The sequence below is a fragment of the Pseudomonas sp. GW823-FHT06B06 genome (assembly GCF_058795195.1).
This window is the reverse complement of the sequence record NZ_JBXAHO010000005.1, coordinates 154,454-174,756: the sequence shown is the minus strand read 5'-3', so window position 1 is coordinate 174,756 and position 20,303 is coordinate 154,454. Positions and strand designations below refer to the sequence as shown.

Here is a 20,303-nt window from a genome sequence, read left to right as displayed (position 1 = left end):
TTCGGCAGCTCCTACAGGTGGGTGCATGGCTTGCCTTTTTAGGCGCTGCCGAAGGCTGCGATCTTTTCAGGCGTTTTGTGCCTGGAGAAAAATCGAAAACAGCTCGGACTGGGACTTGATCCCCAGCTTGCTGTACATGTGTTTCTTATGGACTTTCACGGTCTCGATCGAGATTTCCAGTTTGCGGGCGATTTCCTTGCTGGAGCAGCCGCTGAGCATCAAGCGCCCGACATCCAGCTCCCGGGCGGTCAATTGTGCGCCCATGAGTTGCTGCACCGAAGCTTCCAGTTGCACGCGCCAGTCGCCTTGTACCGGCGCGGGGGCAGAGGCCGCCAGCACTTCGTTGGTCTCGTAGGGCAGGCGCTGGCGCAACAACCCGAGCACCCAGGGCTGGATCAGCGAAAGCAGGGCAATCTGCTGCGCACTGAAGCGTTGCTGGCTGCCCAGTGACAGGCACAAGGTGCGATCGCCCTCCAGTTGGCAATTAAACTGTATTTCGTCGGCCACGACATTCACACGAAAGTATCGTTGATAGTACTCGGTGAGTTCGAACTGCTCCGGCGCGACTTCCGACAGGCGATACAAACCGCTGCGCGACTGCTCGCGGCAGGCGATATAGAACGGGTCGAGCAGGTACAGGCCGCGCAGGTAATCCTGGAACAGCGGGTCGGGGCTGGCGTCAATGCCTGGGCATTCAGCAAACACCTGTGGGTGCTGGTCGGCGCTGAACAGCAAGGCCACCCAGCTATCGCAGGGCACGTATTGATCCAGCAAGCGCACCAACTGCGTCCAGAAATTGGGCTTGTCCAAGGCATCGATCAATTGCCCGACCGAGCGGTGCCAGGCGATGTCGTCCAACGCGAGTGTCATGCCTCTACCCCTATCGTGTTACCCCGGCGGCGTGATTTTCGACCGCGTGCTTGCTGCGCATACTGGCGCACACACAACGACCGGGCAATCTTTCCGGCGTTCAGAACAAGGACTCCCCATGAAAGTCGAACTCGCCCAATTGGCGGGCCGTGACAATGACACGGCTTACAACCTCGAACGAGCCCTGGTGGCGATCAACGCCTGCGCTGCCGATACGCAACTGATCATGTTCCCGGAAAGCCACCTGATGGGCTTCCCGTGCGCGGAGTCCGTGGCCGAGGTTGCCGAACCGCTGGAGGGCCCGACCGTCAGTGCGATTGTCGCAGCCGCCCGTGATCGCAACATTGCCGTGGTCATCGGCACCAGCGAGCGCGACAACGGCCGGTTCTACAACACTACGTTGCTGATTACCCCCGAGGGTATCGCCCTCAAGTATCGCAAGACGCACCTGTGGCCGTCGGAGCGTGGCGTGTATGAGGCCGGTGATCGCTTCGCCACCTGCCTGTGGAACGGGGTGCGAGTTGGTTTGCTGATCTGCTACGACATCGAGTTCCCGGAAACCGCACGCGCCCTGGCGCAACTGGATGCCGAATTGTTATTGGTGACCAATGGCAACATGGACCCCTACGGTCCCACTCACCGCACGGCGATCATGGCCCGAGCCCAGGAAAACCAGGCGTTTGCACTGATGGTCAACCGGGTGGAAGAGGGCGATGGCGGTGTGTTGTTTGCTGGCGGCAGTGCGTTGGTCGATCCCTTGGGCACGCTGTTGTTCGAGGCCGGGCGCGACGAGGGGCAGTTTGCACTGGAGCTGGACCTGGAGCGGTTGACGGCGGCGCGTCGGGATTATCGATACCTGGAGGATCAGCGGCTGAAGTTGCCAGGGGAATTGGTCGAACATGCTTGTGGATTGCGGGAGCTGATGATTCCTGCGCGTTAACTGATCGTTCCCACGCTCTGCGTGGGAATGCATCAACGGACGCTCTGCGTTCGGCTTTTGATTTGGGACGCGGAGCGTCCCGGGCTGCATTCCCACGCGGAGCGTGGGAACGATCAACCGACTCCTACACAATCGGTGGCGGACATGTGATCCTTGGCGCTTTTGAGTCAAAGGCCTTTGTTCATGTCGACGTTTGCTGCCCAATCTTGCGGACTTATCCACATCGCCGCCGCCCTGTTGATCGGCCCGGACGGCCGTACGCTGCTGGTGCGCAAGCGCGGCACCCAGGCATTCATGCAACCGGGCGGCAAGATCGAGGCCCATGAGCAACCGGCCAGCGCACTGGCCCGGGAGCTGGAAGAGGAGTTGGGGCTGGTCATCGATCCGACGCAAGCCACTTTCCTCGGGCAGTTCTCGGCCCCTGCCGCCAATGAACCGGGTTTTGTCGTACAGGCCGAACTGTTTCTGCTGACCATCGACACCGATGTGTCCCCGGCCGCCGAGATCGAAGAGGTGCTCTGGATTGATCCGGGTACCGACGGTGGTGTCGTTCTGGCGCCATTGACACGGGACCTGATCCTGCCGTTTTATCGAGCTTCGCTGACCGCGACCGCCTGATCATTTACGCAAAGGACTTCGCCCATGATCCCGCTTCAAGACCTGCTGATTTTCGCCGCTGCCGCGTTGTTGATGGTGCTGACACCGGGGCCGAACATGATCTACCTGATCTCCCGTTCGATCTGCCAGGGCCGCAAGGCTGGGGTCACTTCGTTGCTCGGCGTGGTCGCGGGTTTCTTTGTGCATCTGTTCGCCGCCGCGGCCGGGTTGACCGCCGTGTTCCTGGCGGTGCCGATGGCCTACGAAGTGTTGAAGTGGGCCGGCGCACTGTACCTGTTGTGGCTCGCCTGGCAGGCGGTCAAGCCGGGAGCGCGTTCGCCGTTCGAAGCGCAACAACTACCACCGGATTCGTCGCGCAAGTTGATCACCATGGGTTTTCTCACCAGCGCCCTGAATCCGAAGATTGCGGTGTTCTACCTGTCGGTGTTTCCGCAATTCATCACCCCTGAGCACGGTTCGGTGTTCACTCAAAGTATCGTCCTGGGCCTGACCCAGATCAGCGTCAGTTTCTGCGTGAACCTGATGATCGCCCTGTTCGCGTCGGGCATCGCGTCATGGTTTATCAGCAATCCGACCTGGCTGGCATTGCAGCGTTATTTCATGGGCTTTGTGTTGTCGGCACTGGCGTTGCGCTTGATGCTCGAGCAAAAACGGATGGCTTGAGCAGCTTTTGTGGCGAGGGGACTTGTCCCCGTTGGGCTGCGAAGCGGCCCTGATACCCACGAGCAATGTTTGTCTGAAAAATTGCAGGGGAGTGCTTTGCACTCCAACGGGGACAAGTCCCCTCGCCACAAGGCGGTTAACGAACCGCGCTAACCCCATCCAGCGTCGAAAACGACGTGTCCTTGGCCGTCAGCAAGAAGTCCCGCATGTACGGCGCATCGAGCATGTCGGCCCGGATTGCCGCATACAGCGTCGCAAACAGGCCTTTCTCGCCCAGGCGCTTGGCCTTCACGTAGCCCCGTGAGCTGTATTCATGCAGCGCCCAATGGGGCATGCCGCACACGCCGCGCCCGCTGGCCACCAGTTGCATCATCATCACCGTCAGTTCCGAGGTGCGGACCTGGGCCGGTTCGACGTCGGCCGGTTCCAGGAAGCGCGTGAAGATATCCAGCCGGTCACGTTCCACCGGATAGGTGATCAGGGTTTCGCTGAGCAAGTCTTGCGGGACGATGTAGGCCTTGCTGGCCAGGCGGTGCTGGTTCGCCACCGCGAGCATCGCTTCATAGGTAAACAGTGGCACATAGGTGATCCCTACCAGCTCCACCGGGTCGGACGTCACCACCAGGTCCAGGTCGCCACGGGCCAAGGCGGGCAGCGGGGCGAAGGAGAAGCCCGAGGCCAGGTCCAGCTCGACTTCCGGCCAGGCGTCGCGGAACTGGTCGATGGTCGGCATCAGCCACTGGAAACAACTGTGGCACTCGATGGCCATGTGCAAGCGCCCCGCGGTGCCACCGGCCAGCCGCGCGATGTCGCGCTCGGCGGCGCGCAGCAGCGGCAAGGTGGCGTCGGCCAGTTGCAGCAGGCGCAAGCCGGCACTGGTGAAACGCACCGGCTTGGTCTTGCGCACGAACAACGGCATGCCCATGCGTTCTTCAAGTTCCTTGAACTGATGGGACAGCGCCGACTGCGTCAGGTGCAGGCGGTCGGCTGCATCCACCAGGCTATCGGCTTCGCGCAAGGCGTGCAGGGTCTTCAGGTGACGGATTTCAAGCACCGTGGGGCTCCATGAGAAAAACTTGTGATCAACACGAAAAGGTTGAGTTTGTCTCATGATGGCTTCGCTGTCGACAATAGCGCCATCTTTTACCCAGGAGCAATTCGACATGGCCGTAGCCCACACCCTTGGTTTCCCCCGCATCGGTGCCGACCGCGAATTGAAAAAAGCCCTCGAATCCTACTGGAAGGGCGACCTCGACCAACAGGCGCTGAAAAGCGTCGGTCGCCAATTGCGCGCCCGCCACTGGCAATTGCAGAAAGACGCCGGTATCGACCTGCTGCCGGTCGGCGATTTTGCCTGGTACGACCAGGTACTGACTCATTCCCTGGCCTTCGGCGTGATCCCCGAGCGTTTCGACAGCACCCGCGACGCGCGTGGCCTGCCGACCCTCGACACGCTGTTCGCCATGGCCCGTGGCGCCACGGCGAGCTGCTGCGGCGCGGAGCACGGCTCAGAGCAATACGCCCAGGAACTGACCAAGTGGTTCGACACCAATTACCACTACCTGGTCCCGGAATTCAGCGCTGACCAGCAGTTCACGCTGAGCTGGGAACAGCTGTTCGATGAAGTCGATGAAGCCAAGGCCCTGGGGCACACCGTCAAGCCGGTGATCATCGGCCCGCTGACTTACCTGTGGCAGGGCAAAGTCAAAGGCCAGGACTTCGATAAACTCGACCTGTTGGAACGCCTGCTGCCGGTCTACAACGAAATCCTCGTGCGTCTCGCTGCCCAAGGCGTGGAGTGGGTACAGATCGATGAACCGATCCTGACCCTCGACTTGCCGCAGGAATGGAAAAACGCCTTTGAACGGGCCTACCACATCCTGCAGTACTCGCCGCTGAAAAAGCTGCTGGCCACTTACTTCAGCGGCCTGCAGGACAACCTTGGCCTGGCTGTCGGCCTGCCGGTGCAAGGCTTGCACATCGATGCGGTGCGTGCGCCGGATCAACTGCTGCACGTGCTCGATCGCCTGCCAACCTACAAGATTCTCTCGGTGGGTCTGGTCAATGGCCGCAACGTCTGGCGCTGCGAGCTGGAACCGGTGCTGGCGCAACTGCAATTTGCCCAAGAGCGTTTTGGCGACAACCTGTGGGTCAGCACCTCCTGTTCGCTGCTGCACAGCCCGGTAGACCTGGAGCGTGAAGACAAGCTCGATCCGGAACTGAAAAGCTGGCTGGCGTTTGCGGTGCAGAAATGTGGCGAAATCGCGGTACTGCGCGATGCCCTGAATGATCCGCAAGCACCCAAAGTGCAAGCGGCGCTGGCTCAAAGCCGTGCCATTGCGACCAGCCGCGCCGAGTCGCCGCGTATTCACAAGGCCCAGGTACAGGCGCGGATCAACGCCATCGTTGCCACGGACAGCCAGCGTCATTCACCGTTTGCCAAACGCATCGAGCAACAGCGCGCACGCTTGAAGTTGCCAGCGTTCCCGACCACCACCATCGGCTCGTTTCCGCAGACTGGCTCGATTCGCCTGGCGCGTCAGGCCTTCAAGCAAGGCAAGCTGTCGGCCAACGATTACACCGATGCCATGCACCACGAAATTCGCCACGCAGTGCAGATTCAGGAGCGTCTGGGGCTGGACGTGCTGGTGCATGGCGAAGCCGAACGCAATGACATGGTCGAGTACTTCGCCGAACAGCTGGATGGGTATGCCTTTACCCGCTTCGGATGGGTGCAGAGCTACGGTTCGCGCTGTGTGAAACCGGCAATCATCTATGGCGACCTGAGCCGTCCCAAAGCCATGACGGTCGACTGGATCAGCTACGCGCAGAGCCAGACCGACAAGGTCATGAAAGGCATGCTTACCGGTCCCGTGACCATGCTGATGTGGTCATTCCCCCGCGAAGACGTGTCACGCAAAGTCCAGGCGCAGCAACTGGCCCTCGCCCTGCGCGATGAGGTGCTGGATCTGGAAGCCGCCGGCATCAAGATCGTACAGATCGACGAAGCGGCGTTCCGCGAAGGGCTGCCACTGCGCCGGGCGCAATGGCAGGAGTATCTGGAGTGGGCGGTAGAGGCGTTCCGCTTGAGCGCCAGCGGTGTGCGTGACGAAACGCAGATTCACACCCACATGTGCTACAGCGAGTTCAACGATGTGATCGAGGCCATCGCAGCGATGGACGCCGATGTGATCACCATTGAAACCTCGCGTTCGGACATGGAGTTGCTGCAAGCCTTTGAGGCGTTCGACTACCCGAACGATATCGGTCCGGGTGTCTACGACATCCATTCGCCACGGGTGCCGGACACCGCCGAAATGGTCAAATTGATCAGCAAGGCCGTCAAGCGGATCCCGGCCGAGCGGCTGTGGGTCAACCCCGATTGTGGTTTGAAGACCCGGGCGTGGCCGGAAACCGAGGCTGCCTTGGTGAACATGGTCGCCGCGGCACGACAACTGCGCAGCCAACTGGCTTGAGGACGATAACGGGAGTGGTTCAACCGCTCCCGTTATCGCGTGTCAGGCCTGATCGAAATGTCGCAATACCGTTGACCGTTTGCCAATGTCGGCATAGGGCAGGGTGGCGTCATCGGCGTGGGTCAGATACCGGTACTGCGGCAGTTTCAGGTGCGCCTTTTCGAATTCGGCGAAGGCGGGTGTGGCCTTGCTGTAATGAAAATGGGCGTACCACAACACGTTGGACGGGACGCTGGTCAGGTCCCAGATTTCGTATTCCTGCAGGTAGTCGGCTCGGCCACCCGGGCGTTTTCGCAGGCTTTTGATCGGGCTGGTTTTACGTATCTCCACAGCGTTGTGGGTAATCAAGTCATCGAGCATGCCATCCGTAGGGTTTTTGCTCAGTAGCGACTGCCGAGTACGCATCTGGCGTCCGGTGGCGATCAGTTCCGTCGCCTTGTTACGCAGTTGCTCGATGACGGGGCTCTGTGGAACAACGGCTTCGATGTCCAGCGCCCGCCGCGTCAGCTCGCTGGCTTCACTGACCATCATGTGCTCCAGATCGACCGGGAGCATGTCTTGCGCCGCATAGGTTTCGATCTTCGACTGGTAGGCCTGCTGCGACTGAAGGCGGTTACGGGCGTCTTCGAGCATGGCGGCAGGGTTCCTTTGCGCGGGACGAGCGGTCGGCGCTGCTGGATTGAGCAAGCGAAACTTGCCGTTTGCACCCTGTTCCCACGTTTCCTGGACACCACCCTGGCCAGTCAGGATGTATTGGTGCTTCTGGGTTGTCGGCTCCCAGCGTTCGACCCCGATTAACAGATGGTCGTCTTCAGTGGTGAAGATTTTCTTGCTGCGTTGCCCGGAGGGCAGGGCTGGAGCCGGTTGGTCGATAGCCTTGCGTGCCCGTTCGGCCATTTTCTCGATACCCTCGAGCAAGGGCGCAACAGCGTCGAGATGAAAGTGCCCGGGGTAGCTGGCGGTCCAGGCGTTCATGCCGCGACGAAATTGCTGATAGTGCTCAAGGCACTCCTGAAGAATCTGATTGCGCTGGGCTCGGTTGGCGGTGACTTCCGGCAGGCTGTATTGGGTAAACAATGCACGGTCGACTTTGGTCCGCAGGCTGTCGACCTGGGCCTGTAGATGGAACCAGGAGAGATCCTGTGTCGTGTCGAAGCGCTGGACGGTTTCCAGCAAATGCCCGGTTTTCAAGTAAAGCAGATTGGCTTCACTCAGGCGTGCGTTCAACATCGTTACTTCGGGCGTCATTTGCGCCTTTTCGGTACTGATCGTAATGCGCTCGTACCACCGCTTGAGCTCGCCCATTGCCGTTTCCATCTGCCCCAGGTGGCCGATCAGTTCGACGCGAATTTTTCGGATGTCTTGCAGAATCCGAAGGCGTTCGGCGTGCGCGTTGTCCGGTAACTCGTCCAGTTGGTCGATTAGAGCGTCGATCCTGTCCATGAGCGGGTTAGCTCGATGATTGATGAAAAAGACCCGCTGCTTTTGGCGATCGGCGATCACGAGGGCATCATTACTTTGCATGTCCTTGAGTACACGCCGTTTGTTGCCATGTGTCAGGGGCGCCAGTTCGACCAGCGTCTGATAGTGCCTGTTGACTATTTCGATGTCGCTGAGACAGGCTGTATCGGCGGCTGGCAACAGGTCCGGGCGGGCTTCGACGGGGCTGCTGTTGTACCGGTTCAGCGTTGCGTTAGTGCCCTGGATCCGGGTCTCGATTTGCGGCGCCAAGTCATCGGCGGCTTCGGTCAATTCATGGTGACGACGAAACACCCGATCGGCCCACCAGCGTGGCAGTCGCTCGCGAATGGCGGCCGGCCAGAGCGGGTCGAAGGTGTCCGCCAGATGTCCGAGCACGCCACCACCACCCAGCCCGCCGCCGTCGAAAGTCGACCCGTAAACACCGAACCAGGTGTCCCACCGGCCTGCTTCATCGAGAGCGATGGGTTGCTTGTAGGTTTTTTTATGAGTGCCGCTCAGTCGCCAGCCGCGTGAGTCCTTGCTCAGTTCAGCCTGGAAGATTCGGCCATGGCGCGTGATGAAGTCACCATCGGCATGACGGTACACATTGCGATAGACACCGTGCTCGACCGGTTGCAACCCGACGAGGGAGATTGGTTTTTCATACTCGTAACCGGCGAAACGTTGGGCGATGTGCCGCGCCTGGTGTTTTGAGGTCGGTGGCAAGGCCAGGGTGCCTTTGCCAAGCGCCTTTAACTGACGAGCACGCGTCAACGTGCGGGCGGCTGCGGCCGATCGGGTGCCCATCGTACTGGGAAGGAGGTCTATGGCGGCATCGATCAGAGACAACAGCACCGACTCTATCTCTGTCAGGCCTTCACCCGCGTCCGCGCGTAACAGCGCTGCGACAGCCCGATTGGCGCTGCTCCAGGCATCGTAGAGAGCAATGGCTGCGCCCACGTAGGGCACAAGGCCCAAGGCCATTTTTATGTAGTTCAACGCCTTCGGTCCGCTGAGCGCGTAGCGTTCCAGGAATAACGCTTCGTTGGAACGCGATGTGCCGCGATGGGCTTCGATCAGGCGTCCCATCTGGGTATTGAGCAGGTGCGCGGCCAGTGAAGTGACCGCCGGCCAGCGTGCCCCGACACCGATCATGGCGTCGAAGTGTTTGAGGACGGCCTGGTTGATCCGGCTTTCATGAGCCCGCACGTCTCCCTGCAAAGCGCGATCGGCCAGGTAGCTGACCATCTCACTGCGCAGGCACAGGTTGAACAGGGCCTTGCGCGCGTCTTCGAGGCTGTCGTGACGGCGCAGGAACTGGCCATCGGGACTGTCGGGCAGGTACAGCAAAGTCATGCCGCTGACCTGTTCGTGAATGAACGTCACCCCGGACAAGGTCACCGGGCCCTCGTTGGGGGTGTCCTTGCCGCCCGCGCTCAGGTAGGCCGGCAATAATTCGATGCGCTTGCCGCCCGCGAGCCAGGCTTGCGGGGTATCGGCGTCGATGGCGGCGTTCAGGACGAGCAGGTCGTCGAGGCCGATGTGTCGTTGCAGGCGTGCACACTCCCCTTGCAGCTTGAGGGTCTGGCGCCAGGGCTCGATCAGGCATTCCCGGCGATGTTCCCTTACAAACAGCGGTTCGCCGTGACTGCCCATGAACGTGTCATAGATGAGTTGTTCGTAGACCTTGGGCAAGTCGAGTTCCGGCAGCGTCTTGCGCAGGTAGGCATGGGTGATGCCGGTTGTCAGGGCCTGGCGTTCGCCGTCGTCCGGCGCCTTGACTTCCACCCGCATGAAGCCCAGGCGCAAGGACAAGGGCTCAAGCTGCATCGACGGCTTGTTGTCGATGTTGAGTTGGGCGAGTTCTTCGAGTGACATCTTGCTTCTGGCGGTACTGGGCACCGTCACCAGTTTTTGCGGGGTACCGGGAGCCGCGCCGTCCGTCAGTTGTTTTTGCAGCGTGACGGAGTCGGGCAAGTCCAGTTGGACGTCGAAGTCGCCTTTGAGCGAGAAATCCTGGCGCAGGCGCGCCTGAAGGTGTCGACGGGTGAAGACTTCGCGAGGCGCCAGGGTTTTTTCCAGTTGTTCGTGGCCGCGTTTCATGGCCTGGATACAAGCGCTGGTCAGGCTCTTGAGCCTGGCACGGTCGGGAGCTGCCAAGGTCGTCAACCAGGTGGGAAGCCTGGCAACCATCGCGGCGCTGCGCTGCTGTTCCAGAATATGCATGAGCGCCAGGCTTCTCGCTGCGTTCACCGGGACCTGCAGTAGTGCCAGCGTTTGTTTGCGCAGCTTTTCCAGTGCCTGCGCACGTTGTGTCGCCTGGCCGCTGTCAGGATAGCGCTGGCGTGTTTGCGCGGCTTGTTCTTCGAAAAAGCTGATCTGTTGATTGAGGCTGTATAACAGCGGATCGGTCGTGATGGTCTTCAGGTGCAGGGCCAGGACCGGGTCCCGTCCCTGGATTTTCAACAACTGCTCTTCCAGGTCCTTGCGGTTGGCGAATCGTTGCAAGCCGCCGCCAATACCGGGCCAGTAGAGCAGCAGGCTGTGAGGGGATTCTGGATCGGACAGCGCGTGTGTCCGGCCAATCACAAACACCCCTTTGAGCTCATGGGGCAAAGGATCGCCGGCGTCTGTTCTCACACTCAGCATCAGGCTGGCGAATGCAACGTCAGGGTCTGGCTCGGCGGCTGTGTCCAGCAGGCCCCTGAGCAATTCGAGTTCCGTGCTATCGAGCTGATTAAGCGTGCGTTGCAGTTCCACCTCGGCCTTCAGGCCGTCTTTGTGTGCCTGGTAGAGTGCGTTGAAGCCACGATTGAACGTTATCAGGTCCAGTGTGCGCGATCGGTAGAGCAAGGTGGATGCGGCAGCGTCTGCAGCAAGCTCTGCGGTTTCCAGCGCCTTGAGTGTGTCCTCAAGTGCTTGTTGAAGGTCACTGTCCAGCGCCTCACCCAGCAGTGTTTCGAGCACCGCACGCTGTTTGCCAAGCGAGGCCTGGCGCAGCGACAGTGGAATATCCGCAGACAGGCTATCGAATAGCGATGATTGATCTTCATCGCCAACGCCTTCGGTCTGATCCAGGTCCTCAAGGGGCGGCGCTTGGGCGAATACCTCGGCGAGGCGCCCTTGCGGTCCGGGCGAAAACAGGTCCGCGATGCCTGTCGTCAATGGCCCGGTCCGGGCCGTGTATTCAAACCTGTAATGGCTGGGGAGCTCTGGCGGGGCGAGTAGTTGCGCGGACAACCAGTGCTCCATGTCGCTGCGGTCTTTGAAGGCCTGGACGGGGACCGGTCGAGACGGCAAGTACAGCAATTGCGCGACGGGGTGCTGGTTGCCCACGCTGATCACCCAGGCCGCGGGAAGTTTGAGGATGCTGTTGTCGCTCAGCTTCAGCGCCAGGTGTTCGCAGTGGATCAACTGATCGTCCAGCTGCATTGCCTGGGGCCCTGAATCCAAAACCAACCACAACGGTTTCAATTGTTCGGCGCTCACGGTGCTCAGGGCGAATGCCACCTGGGCCGCGGCTTCGATATGTTCGCGGTACAACTGACTGGCCCGATCACGCCGTGACAGCGGTGTTCCGGGGGCGCGGGCATCCCAATAGGCATTGGCGTCTTCGCTGCGCGGCGCGTCGGCGAACAGCGCCTGCAAACCTTCCTTGCATGCTTGCCAACGGGTCAAGGCGCCTTGCAGCAGGCTCTGATCGATATGGCTCGGCAGCGTCGAGAACTCGGGGATGGGGATTAGAGAGGGGGTGGGGAGAGTTGGGGGCAGCAGCGTCGGGAGCAGTCTTTCGGTCATGGTGGAGGGCTCTTCTACGGGGAGCGGCAAGTCCACTCCTGATCCAGCGCCATTAAAAAAAAATCCCCCAGGCCCGTGGTACTACATAGTTACCGCAGCGACCGCTGAGCGGCATTCATCAAATTGTCATGCAACTGTGGCAGCGCGCTTGAACAAACTTCATCAGACTTTCGCTCTACTGGGGTTCTGCGTTTCGGTGTTTTTCATGCGTGCACGATTTTTATCGACAGCGGCCTTTTTGGCCGCGTTGTTGTTGAGTTTTCCTTCTTTTTCGGCGTCCCGCTGTGACGTCAATGTGGCCACCGAGCGGGTCGACCTGGATCAGGTAAGCCTGGCGTACCAGAGCATCGGTCGCGCCTCGGACCCGGCGTTGCTGCTGGTGATGGGCCTGGGGGGGCAGTTGATTCATTGGCCTGACGAAGTGGTGGTTGCGCTCTGTCAGCAAGGGTTCCGGGTGATTCGCTACGACAATCGCGACGTCGGCCTGTCGACCTGGCGGCAACCCCCCGTCGAGGCCAACCTGACCTTCGAAGTGTTGCGCTATAAGCTCGGCTTGCCCGTGTCGGCGCCATACTCCCTGACCGATATGGCGGATGATGCACTGGGCCTGATGGATGCGTTGCACATCGAGCAATTTCACGTGCTGGGCGCCAGCATGGGCGGGATGATTGCCCAGCACATGGCGGCGATGGCGCCACAGCGGGTTGAAAGCCTGACCCTGATCATGAGTACTTCCGGCGCCGAAGGTTTACCCGCACCCAGTGCGGCGCTGCTGCAGTTGCTGGCGCGCCGGGGGGCGCCCAATCGTGAAATCGCACTGGAGCAACAGGCGGACCTGCTGGCGGCGCTGGGCAGCCCGTCGGTGACCGATGATCGTCAGGCACTGTTGCATCAGGCGGCACTGGCCTATGACCGGGCATTCAATCCCGAGGGGGCCAAGCGGCAGATCCTGGCAATCCTGGCCGAGCCTAGCCGGGTGGCTTTGCTCAACCAGCTACGGGTGCCGGCGCTGGTGGTGCATGGCACGGCCGATCCGTTGTTGCCGGTGATGCACGGTGTGCACCTGGCGGCGCATCTGCGTGGCAGTCAGTTGAAGTTGATACCGGGGTTGGCTCATCGTTTCCAGGAAGCGTTCAAGGCGCCGTTGCTGGCGGCGGTGTTGCCGTACCTACGGGCGCATCGAGAGGACACTTCGCATTGGGCGCAGATTGAGCCCGTGGCGGAACACAATCTTCTGTAACACCGCCTTCTCCTGTGGGAGCGAGCCTGCTCGCGAAAGCGGTGGCACAGTCAACATTGGCATGACCGACCCTCCGTCTTCGCGAGCAGGCTCGCTCCCACAGGGGAATTGTGATCAGGCCTGTAAGCGAATCCAAACTGTGACCAGCGCCGTCGCCGCGATCAACCACGCTACCGCCGCCACGGCCAGCGATGCCTCGAGGCGCAGGCGATCGACCAGCACATAGAGGGTTGCCAGGTAGATGAAGTAAGGAATGATCGACCACATGCCAAATATGATGGTGGTCTTCAAGTCATCCAGCGAGCGACCCTTGCCGACAATGTAGTGGGCAATCAGTGCAAAGGTCGGAAACAGTGGCACCAGTCCGGCGATGTAATAGTTTCTGGTCTTGGCCAGGGCGGCGAGGATCACCACCACTGCCGCGCCCAGGGTTGCTTTGAGAATCAGGTCCATCAGTGGCTTAGCCCGTACTTTTTCACTTTGTCGAACAGCGTGGTCTTGGCCATGCCCAGTTCCTGGCTGGCCTGGGTCAGGTTGCCGCCGCTGCGTTGCAAGGCATCGCTCAGCAAGTTGCGTTCAAAGGCCTCCACCGCTTCAGCGAACGCCAGGCCTTGGGCGGCACCGCCCGCACCCGGTTTCTTGAATGCCGGCAGGCCCAGGGCAAATCGCTCGGCGACGTTGCGCAATTCGCGCACGTTACCTGGCCAATCGTGGCTCATCAGGTTAGACAGGGTCTGGTTATCCAGCTCCGGTACGGCGCGGTCGAAACGCAAGGACGACTGCTGCAAGAAATACTCGAACAATTGCAGGATGTCTTCGCGGCGCTCGCGCAGAGGTGGCAGTTCCAGGGTCACCACATTAAGGCGGTAATACAGGTCGCTGCGAAATCCACCGGCCTTGCTCGACTCGTCGAGATCGGATTTGGTGGCCGCGATCACCCGGCAGTCCACCGCCACGCTCTGGTTCGAACCGAGGCGTTCGAGGGTGCGCTCCTGCAATACCCGCAGCAGTTTGATTTGCAGGGGCAGGGGCATGCTTTCCACTTCGTCGAGGAACAGCGTGCCGCCGTCGGCATGCTCGATCTTGCCGATCCGCCGTTTGCCTGCGCCGGTGAAGGCGTTGGCTTCGTGGCCGAAGATTTCACTTTCGAACAGGTTTTCCGGCAGGCCACCACAATTGAGCGCCACGAATTGCCGGGTGTGCCGACGACTGAAATCATGCAGGCAGCGCGCGACCAGTTCCTTGCCGGTGCCGGTTTCGCCTTCGATCAGCACGTTGGCTGACGTATCGGCAACATTGGCAATGAGTTCGCGCAAGTTCTGCATGGCTGGCGAACGGCCGATGATTCGACCTTCCAGTGAGTCGCGCTCGGCCAGTTGCCGGCGCAACGACGAGACTTCTCGTGCCAGGCTGCGTTGCTCCAGGGCACGGCGCGCTACATCCACCAGGCGTTCGGGAGAGAAGGGCTTCTCCATGAAGTCGTAGGCGCCTTTCTGCATGGCGCCGACGGCCATGGAGATGTCGCCGTGACCGGTAATCAGCACTACCGGCAAGCTGCGGTCGCGGGCCTTGAGTCGGTTCAGCAGTTCCAGTCCATCGATGCCGGGCAGGCGAATGTCACTGATGACGATGCCGGCGAAGTTTTCGCCCACCCGCTCCAGGGCTTCCTCGGCACTGCCGACACCGATGCAGGGAATATCTTCCAGGGTCAGTGCCTGCTGGCAGCCGAGCAAAACATGGGGGTCGTCTTCGACGATCAATACACTAAGGTCGTTGTTCATATTGGCTCAGCGGAAGTGGGGCTTACCAACGGTAAACTGAGGACGAAAGCAGTACCACCGCTGGCCGGGTGTTCGACACCCAGGTGACCGCCAGTGGCAGCGGCCAGGCTCGCGGAAAGGGTCAGGCCTAGGCCCAGGCCTTGTTCGCCGGGCTTGGTGGTGAAAAATGGTTCGAACAGGTGTTTGCGCGCTTCGGCATCGATGCCGTGGCCATTGTCCCGTACACGCAGCCGATATTTACCCTCCAGTGCTTCGCCTTCAAGCCACAATTCGGGCTGCGGCTGCGCCTGCATGGCGTCCAGGGCGTTGCCAACCAGGTTGACCAGGATCTGCTCCAGGCGCGTCTGATCGATCTGCATTTGCACATCGTCGAAGTGGCGATGCACCTGCAGATGGGCGTTTTCCACACGCCCGCCGAGCAATTGCAAGGCGGCGTCCACGGCTTTGCCAAGACAAGCCTGGCCCTTGTCGTCACCGCGCCGGGCGAAGGAGCGCAGGCTGGCGGTGATCCGGCCCATGCGGTCGATCAATTCGTTGATGGTCTTGAGGTTGGTGCTGGCCACATCCAGTTGACCGCGCTCGAGAAACCGCACGGTGTTGCCGGACAAGGTGCGCAGCGCCGCCAACGGCTGGTTCAATTCGTGGGCGATGCTGGTGGACATCTGGCCAATCGCGGCGAGTTTCCCGGCCTGCACCAGTTCGTCCTGGGCACGGCGCAGCGTCTCTTCGGCGTGACGACGCTCGCGGATCTGCCCCTTGAGCCGCTCGTTGCTGGCGCGCAGGTCGGTGGTGCGTTCGGTAATCCGACGCTCCAATTGGTTGTTGGCTTCCTGCAAGGCTTCTCGGGCAGCGAGGCGGGTGGCGATCACTTTGCGCCGCTCGTTCCAGGCGATCAGCAGGAACGCCACAAGGGCAAAGGCCACGGCCACCAGAATCCCCTGGTTGACCGCTTCGCGGCGCAGATCCTGCAGTGGCGTGAGCAGGGTGAAATTCCACGGTGTATCGCTCAGGGGACGAGTTTGTGACAGGTAGCTGATGTTTTCGTCATCGGAAACCAGTTCGCTATTGGCGGGGAAGGTGAGTTTCTCCACGCCCTCGGACAGGGTTTCCCGGGCCAACGGTTGCAATTCGTTCAGTGGGAACCAGTAGTACTGGAGACTGCGGGCGAGCTTTTCCTTGGTTTCTTCGCTCAGCGGCACCACCGATTTCAGGCGTCGAGCGGGGTCACTGGAGAGAATGATGATGCCGTTCTCGTCGCTGACGAAGGCTTCAAGGCGCGCGCGTTGCCAACGCTCCTCCATGGCCTCGAGGCGGACCTTGACCACCGCGACGCCGATGATCTTGCCGTGTTCTTCCAGGCCATGGGCCAGGTAGTAACCGGGTTCGCCGTTGGTGCTGCCAATGCCATAGAAGCGTCCGGGCTGGCCACGCACGGCGTTCTGGAAATAGGCACGGAAAGACAGGTCTTCACCCAGGTAACTGTCGACATCGCGCCAGTTGCTGGTGGCCATGACGCGGCCGGTGGTGTCCATCACGTAGATGGCCCGGCTGCGGCTGCGCCGGTTCAGGCCTTCTAGGTAATCATTGACGGTCTGCCGGTGCTCCGGCGTCGGGTCGGCCAGCAACTTCGAAACACTGGTTTCGAGTTCCAGCAGGCTGGGTAGGTAAGTGTATTTGCTGATCTCGCTCTCGACAGCGCGGGCGTGCAGTTCCAGCTGGCGCTGGCCATTTTCGCCGAGGCTGCGGATTCCGTAGTGTTCACTGGTCCAGAAGCCGATATAACCCAGTCCGATCATCAGGGCGATGATCAGCGGCGGCAGGAACAGATGGCGAATCAGGCGAGGTTTCACGGCGAGTGATGGCGACGCGGCGCGATAGAGATTGGGGTCGCATTTCATCACAGATGCCTTGGGTCAACCAGCGTCGGCCTCCTGTAGGAGCGAGCATGCTCGCGATGGTCGTCAACGAAGACGCGTTCATCCTGGATGTACGCGGTGTCTTTGAGGTCATCGCGAGCATGCTCGCTCCTACAGAGGGGCGGCCGTGTTGCTGTTAGTGTTGCAGGATCTTGTTGAGGAAGTGCTGCGTACGCTCGGCGCGGTGGCTGATGTCGCCGAAGAACTCCTCTTTCTTGCAGTCTTCGATGATCTTGCCCTGGTCCATGAAGATCACCCGGTCGGCCACTTTACGGGCGAAACCCATTTCGTGGGTTACGCACATCATGGTCATGCCTTCGTGGGCCAGTTGCACCATCACGTCCAGCACTTCGTTGACCATTTCCGGGTCCAGCGCCGAGGTCGGTTCGTCGAACAGCATGACGATCGGGTCCATCGCCAGCGCGCGGGCAATCGCCACACGCTGCTGCTGGCCACCGGAGAGTTGGCCCGGGTGCTTGTGGGCGTGAGCCGAGAGGCCAACACGTTCAAGCAGTTGCAGGCCTTTCTTGGTGGCCTCTTCCTTGCTGCGGCCCAGCACCTTGATCTGCGCGATGGTCAGGTTTTCAGTGATGGTCAGGTGCGGGAACAGTTCGAAATGCTGGAACACCATGCCCACGCGCGAACGCAGTTTCGGCAGGTTGGTCTTCGGGTCGGCGATGGAGGTGCCGTCAACCACGATGTCGCCTTTCTGGAACGGTTCCAGGGCGTTGACGCACTTGATCAGGGTCGACTTGCCGGAACCGGACGGCCCGCATACCACGATCACTTCGCCTTTCTTGACCTCGGTGCTGCAATCAGTCAGTACCTGGAAGTCCCCATACCACTTGTTGATGCTTTTGATAGAGATCATACGGCGAACCTTTTTTGCAGACGCTTGACCAGCAGCGAGGCGGAAAAGCTGATGATGAAGTACACGAGACCCGCGAAAATCAGGAACTCATTGGAGCGGCCAATGATGTCGCCACTGGCGCGCGAGGCATTGAGGAAGTCCACCAGACCGACGGCGTACACCAGCGAGGTGTCCTGGAACAGGATGATGCTCTGTTGCAGCAGCAGCGGGGTCATCTTGCGGAACGCCTGGGGCAGGATGATCAGGCGCATCATCTGGCCGTAAGTCATGCCCAGTGCCTTGGCAGCCCCCATCTGGCCCTTGGGAATCGACTGCACGCCAGCACGGACGATTTCGCAGAAGTACGCCGCTTCGAACATCATGAACGCCACGATGCAGGAGGTGAACGCACCGATCGGGGTGTCTTCGCCGGTGATCCAGCGCAGCACGAACGGCACCGCCAGATAGAACCAGGTGATCACCAGCAGCAACGGGATCGAGCGGAAATAGTTGACGTACGCGCCGGCCAGGTTCGACAGCAATTTGTTGTGCGACAGACGGCACAGCGCCAGGATGGTACCGAGGATGATCCCGCCGATCACGCCCATGGCCATCAGCTTGAGGGTCATGACCATGCCGTTCCACAGGCCCGGCAGGGACGGGATGATGCCCGAGAAGTCGAATTCCATCATTTACCCCCTACGGAAATCAGGCCCGGTACGGCGACTTTCTTCTCGACCAGGCGCATCAGCAACATCAGGCTCATGTTCAGGGTGAAATAGATCAGCGTGGCCAGGGTGAAGGCTTCGAACAGGTTCGCGGAAAACTCCGCAGTCTGTTTGGTTTGCGCCAGCAGCTCCATCAAACCGATCAGCGAGGCCACGGAGGTGTTCTTGAAGACGTTGAGGAATTCCGAGGTGAGCGGTGGAATGATGATCCGATACGCCTGGGGCAGCAGTACGTTCCAGTAGATCTGCGGCAACTTGAAGCCCATGGCGCGGGCTGCAGACTCCTGGCCGCGGGGCAGCGCCTGGATACCGGTGCGCACCTGTTCGCAAACGCGGGCGGTGGTGAACAGGCCCAGGCACACGACAACGCTGAGGAATGCCGAGGTAGTCGGGTTCAGGTCCTGCTTGTACCACTCTTGCAGGTCGGCAGGCAGCAGGTCGGGTACCAGGAAGTACCAGATGAACAGCTGAACCAGCAGCGGCACATTACGGAAGAGTTCGACGTAGCAGGTGGCGATGCCCGATACGATGCGGTTCGGCACGGTACGCATGACACCCAGGATCGAACCCAGTGTCAGGGCAATGATCCAGGCCGCGATGGCAATGCCGATAGTCCAGCCCAGGCCGGCGATGTACCAGTCGAGATACGTCTCGCTGCCAACGCCAGTGGACTTGAAGAACACGCCCCAGTCCCAGTTGTAATTCATTAGGGTCTCCCCTTGAGATCAATCGATGTACCCGCTTGGGGGAAGCTCCGTTCCCGCCCGAACGAGATGCTCGGGCACACGCCACCGGCTCGACAGCCACCAGTTCGAGTGTTTCCAGAAATGCCAGCAGGGAGTGACAACCTCCCGAGAGGGCAGTGGCCCTCTCAGGAGATAAGGTTAGTCAGAAATCAGGATTTCTTGTCGTCAGCCGCTTTATCGGTCGGATTGGCGATCAGGGCCTTGAGCTCGTCGCTCATCGGGAAGTTCAGGTTCAGGCCTTTTGGCGGGATTGGCTGCATGAACCATTTCTCGTAGATCTTGTTGATCTCGCCCGATGCGTAGGTGGCCTTGATGGCGTCATCCACGGCCTTTTTGAACGGCTCGTCGCCTTTGCGCACCATGCAGCCGTAGATTTCGTAGGACTGTGGCGTACCGGTCACGGCCCAGTCACTGGCTTTCTTGGCCTTGGCCGCTTCACCGGCCAGCAGGGCGTCGTCCATCATGAACGCAACGGCGCGACCGGTTTCCAGCATCTGGAAGGACTCGCCGTGGTCCTTGGCGGAGATGACGTTCATGCCCATCTGCTTGTCGGCGTTCATCGCCTTGAGGATGCGCTCGGACGTGGTGCCGGCGGTGGTCACGACGTTCTTGCCTTTGAGGTCGTCGAAATCCTTGTACTTGGAGTCTGCCTTGGACAGCAGGCGCGTACCGATTTCGAAGATGCCAACGGAGAAGTCAACTTGTTGCTGGCGCTCGACGTTGTTGGTGGTCGAACCGCACTCCAGATCCACGGTGCCGTTCTGTACCAGCGGAATTCGGGTTTGCGAGGTGACGAGGTTGTACTTGACCTGCAGGTTCGGCAGATCCAGTTCTTTTTTCAGGGCCTCGACGACTTTGAGCTGGATGTCGTGGGAGTAGCCGACCGGTTTGCCGGAAGCGTCCGCAATGTAGGAGAACGGGATGGAAGCGTCACGATGCCCGAGGGTGATGACACCGGACTCTTTGATCTTTTTCAGGGTGCCGGTGAGTTCGGCGGCGAAAACTGGCGTGCTGATCAGAGCGGCAGCAATGGCTGCGCCCAGGATATGGGGAACGATGCGCATCAAATTTTCCTCGACATTGTTTTTTTTATGGAGCCAGTTCGTCGGCCCTTTTGTGCTTCGAATGCCCGACGGCTCCTGGAGCGTCGGTACAACAAACATTCGTCCAAGAGTGTAGAGCATGACTCGTGCCAGGCCAGGCTCTATGGCTCAAT

15 protein-coding genes are annotated in these 20,303 nt (G+C 60.4%); 5 read left to right on the top strand and 10 right to left on the bottom strand.

The window, feature by feature from the left end:
• Positions 1-66 precede the first annotated feature (66 nt).
• Positions 67-870, bottom strand: a complete 804-nt coding sequence (locus tag AC1Q8Q_RS06625; protein ID WP_033045134.1) for a helix-turn-helix transcriptional regulator — start codon at positions 868-870, stop codon at positions 67-69.
• Between the two features lie 118 nt (positions 871-988).
• Here AC1Q8Q_RS06625 and AC1Q8Q_RS06620 point away from each other — a divergent pair, with 118 nt between their 5' ends.
• The 3 genes from AC1Q8Q_RS06620 to AC1Q8Q_RS06610 all read left to right on the top strand — a co-directional run bounded on the left by AC1Q8Q_RS06620 (position 989) and on the right by AC1Q8Q_RS06610 (position 3,091).
• Entirely contained in the window at positions 989-1,810 is an 822-nt protein-coding gene (locus AC1Q8Q_RS06620) for a carbon-nitrogen hydrolase family protein (RefSeq protein ID WP_492614906.1), read from the top strand.
• A gap of 183 nt (positions 1,811-1,993) precedes the next feature.
• On the top strand, positions 1,994-2,428 hold the full coding sequence (locus AC1Q8Q_RS06615) for an NUDIX hydrolase (protein WP_168758887.1): 435 nt from the start codon (positions 1,994-1,996) through the stop codon (positions 2,426-2,428).
• Between the two features lie 24 nt (positions 2,429-2,452).
• Positions 2,453-3,091 (top strand): LysE family translocator, encoded by a 639-nt coding sequence (locus AC1Q8Q_RS06610; protein WP_033043244.1) that lies wholly within the window; start codon positions 2,453-2,455, stop codon positions 3,089-3,091.
• Positions 3,092-3,227: 136 nt separating this feature from the next.
• On the opposite strand, the gene metR is transcribed toward AC1Q8Q_RS06610, so the two are convergent.
• Positions 3,228-4,145: a transcriptional regulator MetR gene (gene metR / locus AC1Q8Q_RS06605; protein WP_020800752.1), complete on the bottom strand. Its 918-nt coding sequence runs from the start codon at positions 4,143-4,145 to the stop codon at positions 3,228-3,230.
• 109 nt (positions 4,146-4,254) lie between these two features.
• Here metR and metE point away from each other — a divergent pair, with 109 nt between their 5' ends.
• The gene (gene metE / locus AC1Q8Q_RS06600) at positions 4,255-6,567 is read left to right on the top strand and encodes a 5-methyltetrahydropteroyltriglutamate--homocysteine S-methyltransferase (protein WP_492614905.1); all 2,313 of its coding nucleotides are present in this window, start codon (positions 4,255-4,257) and stop codon (positions 6,565-6,567) included.
• Between the two features lie 42 nt (positions 6,568-6,609).
• Here metE and AC1Q8Q_RS06595 read toward each other — a convergent pair whose 3' ends face one another.
• Positions 6,610-11,826: a dermonecrotic toxin domain-containing protein gene (locus AC1Q8Q_RS06595; protein WP_492614904.1), complete on the bottom strand. Its 5,217-nt coding sequence runs from the start codon at positions 11,824-11,826 to the stop codon at positions 6,610-6,612.
• 205 nt (positions 11,827-12,031) lie between these two features.
• Here AC1Q8Q_RS06595 and AC1Q8Q_RS06590 point away from each other — a divergent pair, with 205 nt between their 5' ends.
• Entirely contained in the window at positions 12,032-13,066 is a 1,035-nt protein-coding gene (locus AC1Q8Q_RS06590) for an alpha/beta fold hydrolase (RefSeq protein ID WP_492614903.1), read from the top strand.
• 114 nt (positions 13,067-13,180) lie between these two features.
• Here AC1Q8Q_RS06590 and AC1Q8Q_RS06585 read toward each other — a convergent pair whose 3' ends face one another.
• The 7 genes from AC1Q8Q_RS06585 to AC1Q8Q_RS06555 all read right to left on the bottom strand — a co-directional run bounded on the left by AC1Q8Q_RS06585 (position 13,181) and on the right by AC1Q8Q_RS06555 (position 20,151).
• Positions 13,181-13,510 carry a GlpM family protein gene (locus tag AC1Q8Q_RS06585; protein ID WP_492614919.1) on the bottom strand — a complete coding sequence of 110 codons (330 nt, stop codon included), beginning with the start codon at positions 13,508-13,510 and terminating at the stop codon, positions 13,181-13,183.
• Positions 13,511-13,518: 8 nt separating this feature from the next.
• A complete protein-coding gene (gene aauR, locus AC1Q8Q_RS06580) occupies positions 13,519-14,847 on the bottom strand; it encodes a two-component response regulator AauR (RefSeq protein ID WP_492614902.1) in 1,329 nt (442 codons plus the stop codon).
• Complete coding sequence (gene aauS / locus AC1Q8Q_RS06575; protein WP_020800745.1) at positions 14,844-16,745, bottom strand: two-component sensor histidine kinase AauS; 1,902 nt, start codon at positions 16,743-16,745, stop codon at positions 14,844-14,846. Before aauS ends, aauR begins: the two co-directional genes overlap by 4 nt.
• A 154-nt stretch (positions 16,746-16,899) precedes the next feature.
• Positions 16,900-17,634 (bottom strand): amino acid ABC transporter ATP-binding protein, encoded by a 735-nt coding sequence (locus AC1Q8Q_RS06570; RefSeq protein WP_015093699.1) that lies wholly within the window; start codon positions 17,632-17,634, stop codon positions 16,900-16,902.
• The gene (locus AC1Q8Q_RS06565) at positions 17,631-18,302 is read right to left on the bottom strand and encodes an amino acid ABC transporter permease (RefSeq protein ID WP_020800743.1); all 672 of its coding nucleotides are present in this window, start codon (positions 18,300-18,302) and stop codon (positions 17,631-17,633) included. The genes AC1Q8Q_RS06570 and AC1Q8Q_RS06565 overlap by 4 nt, the downstream gene beginning before the upstream one ends.
• On the bottom strand, positions 18,302-19,048 hold the full coding sequence (locus AC1Q8Q_RS06560; RefSeq protein ID WP_020800742.1) for an amino acid ABC transporter permease: 747 nt from the start codon (positions 19,046-19,048) through the stop codon (positions 18,302-18,304). The genes AC1Q8Q_RS06565 and AC1Q8Q_RS06560 overlap by 1 nt, the downstream gene beginning before the upstream one ends.
• A gap of 188 nt (positions 19,049-19,236) precedes the next feature.
• The gene (locus AC1Q8Q_RS06555; RefSeq protein WP_168758883.1) at positions 19,237-20,151 is read right to left on the bottom strand and encodes a glutamate/aspartate ABC transporter substrate-binding protein; all 915 of its coding nucleotides are present in this window, start codon (positions 20,149-20,151) and stop codon (positions 19,237-19,239) included.
• Positions 20,152-20,303 lie beyond the last annotated feature (152 nt).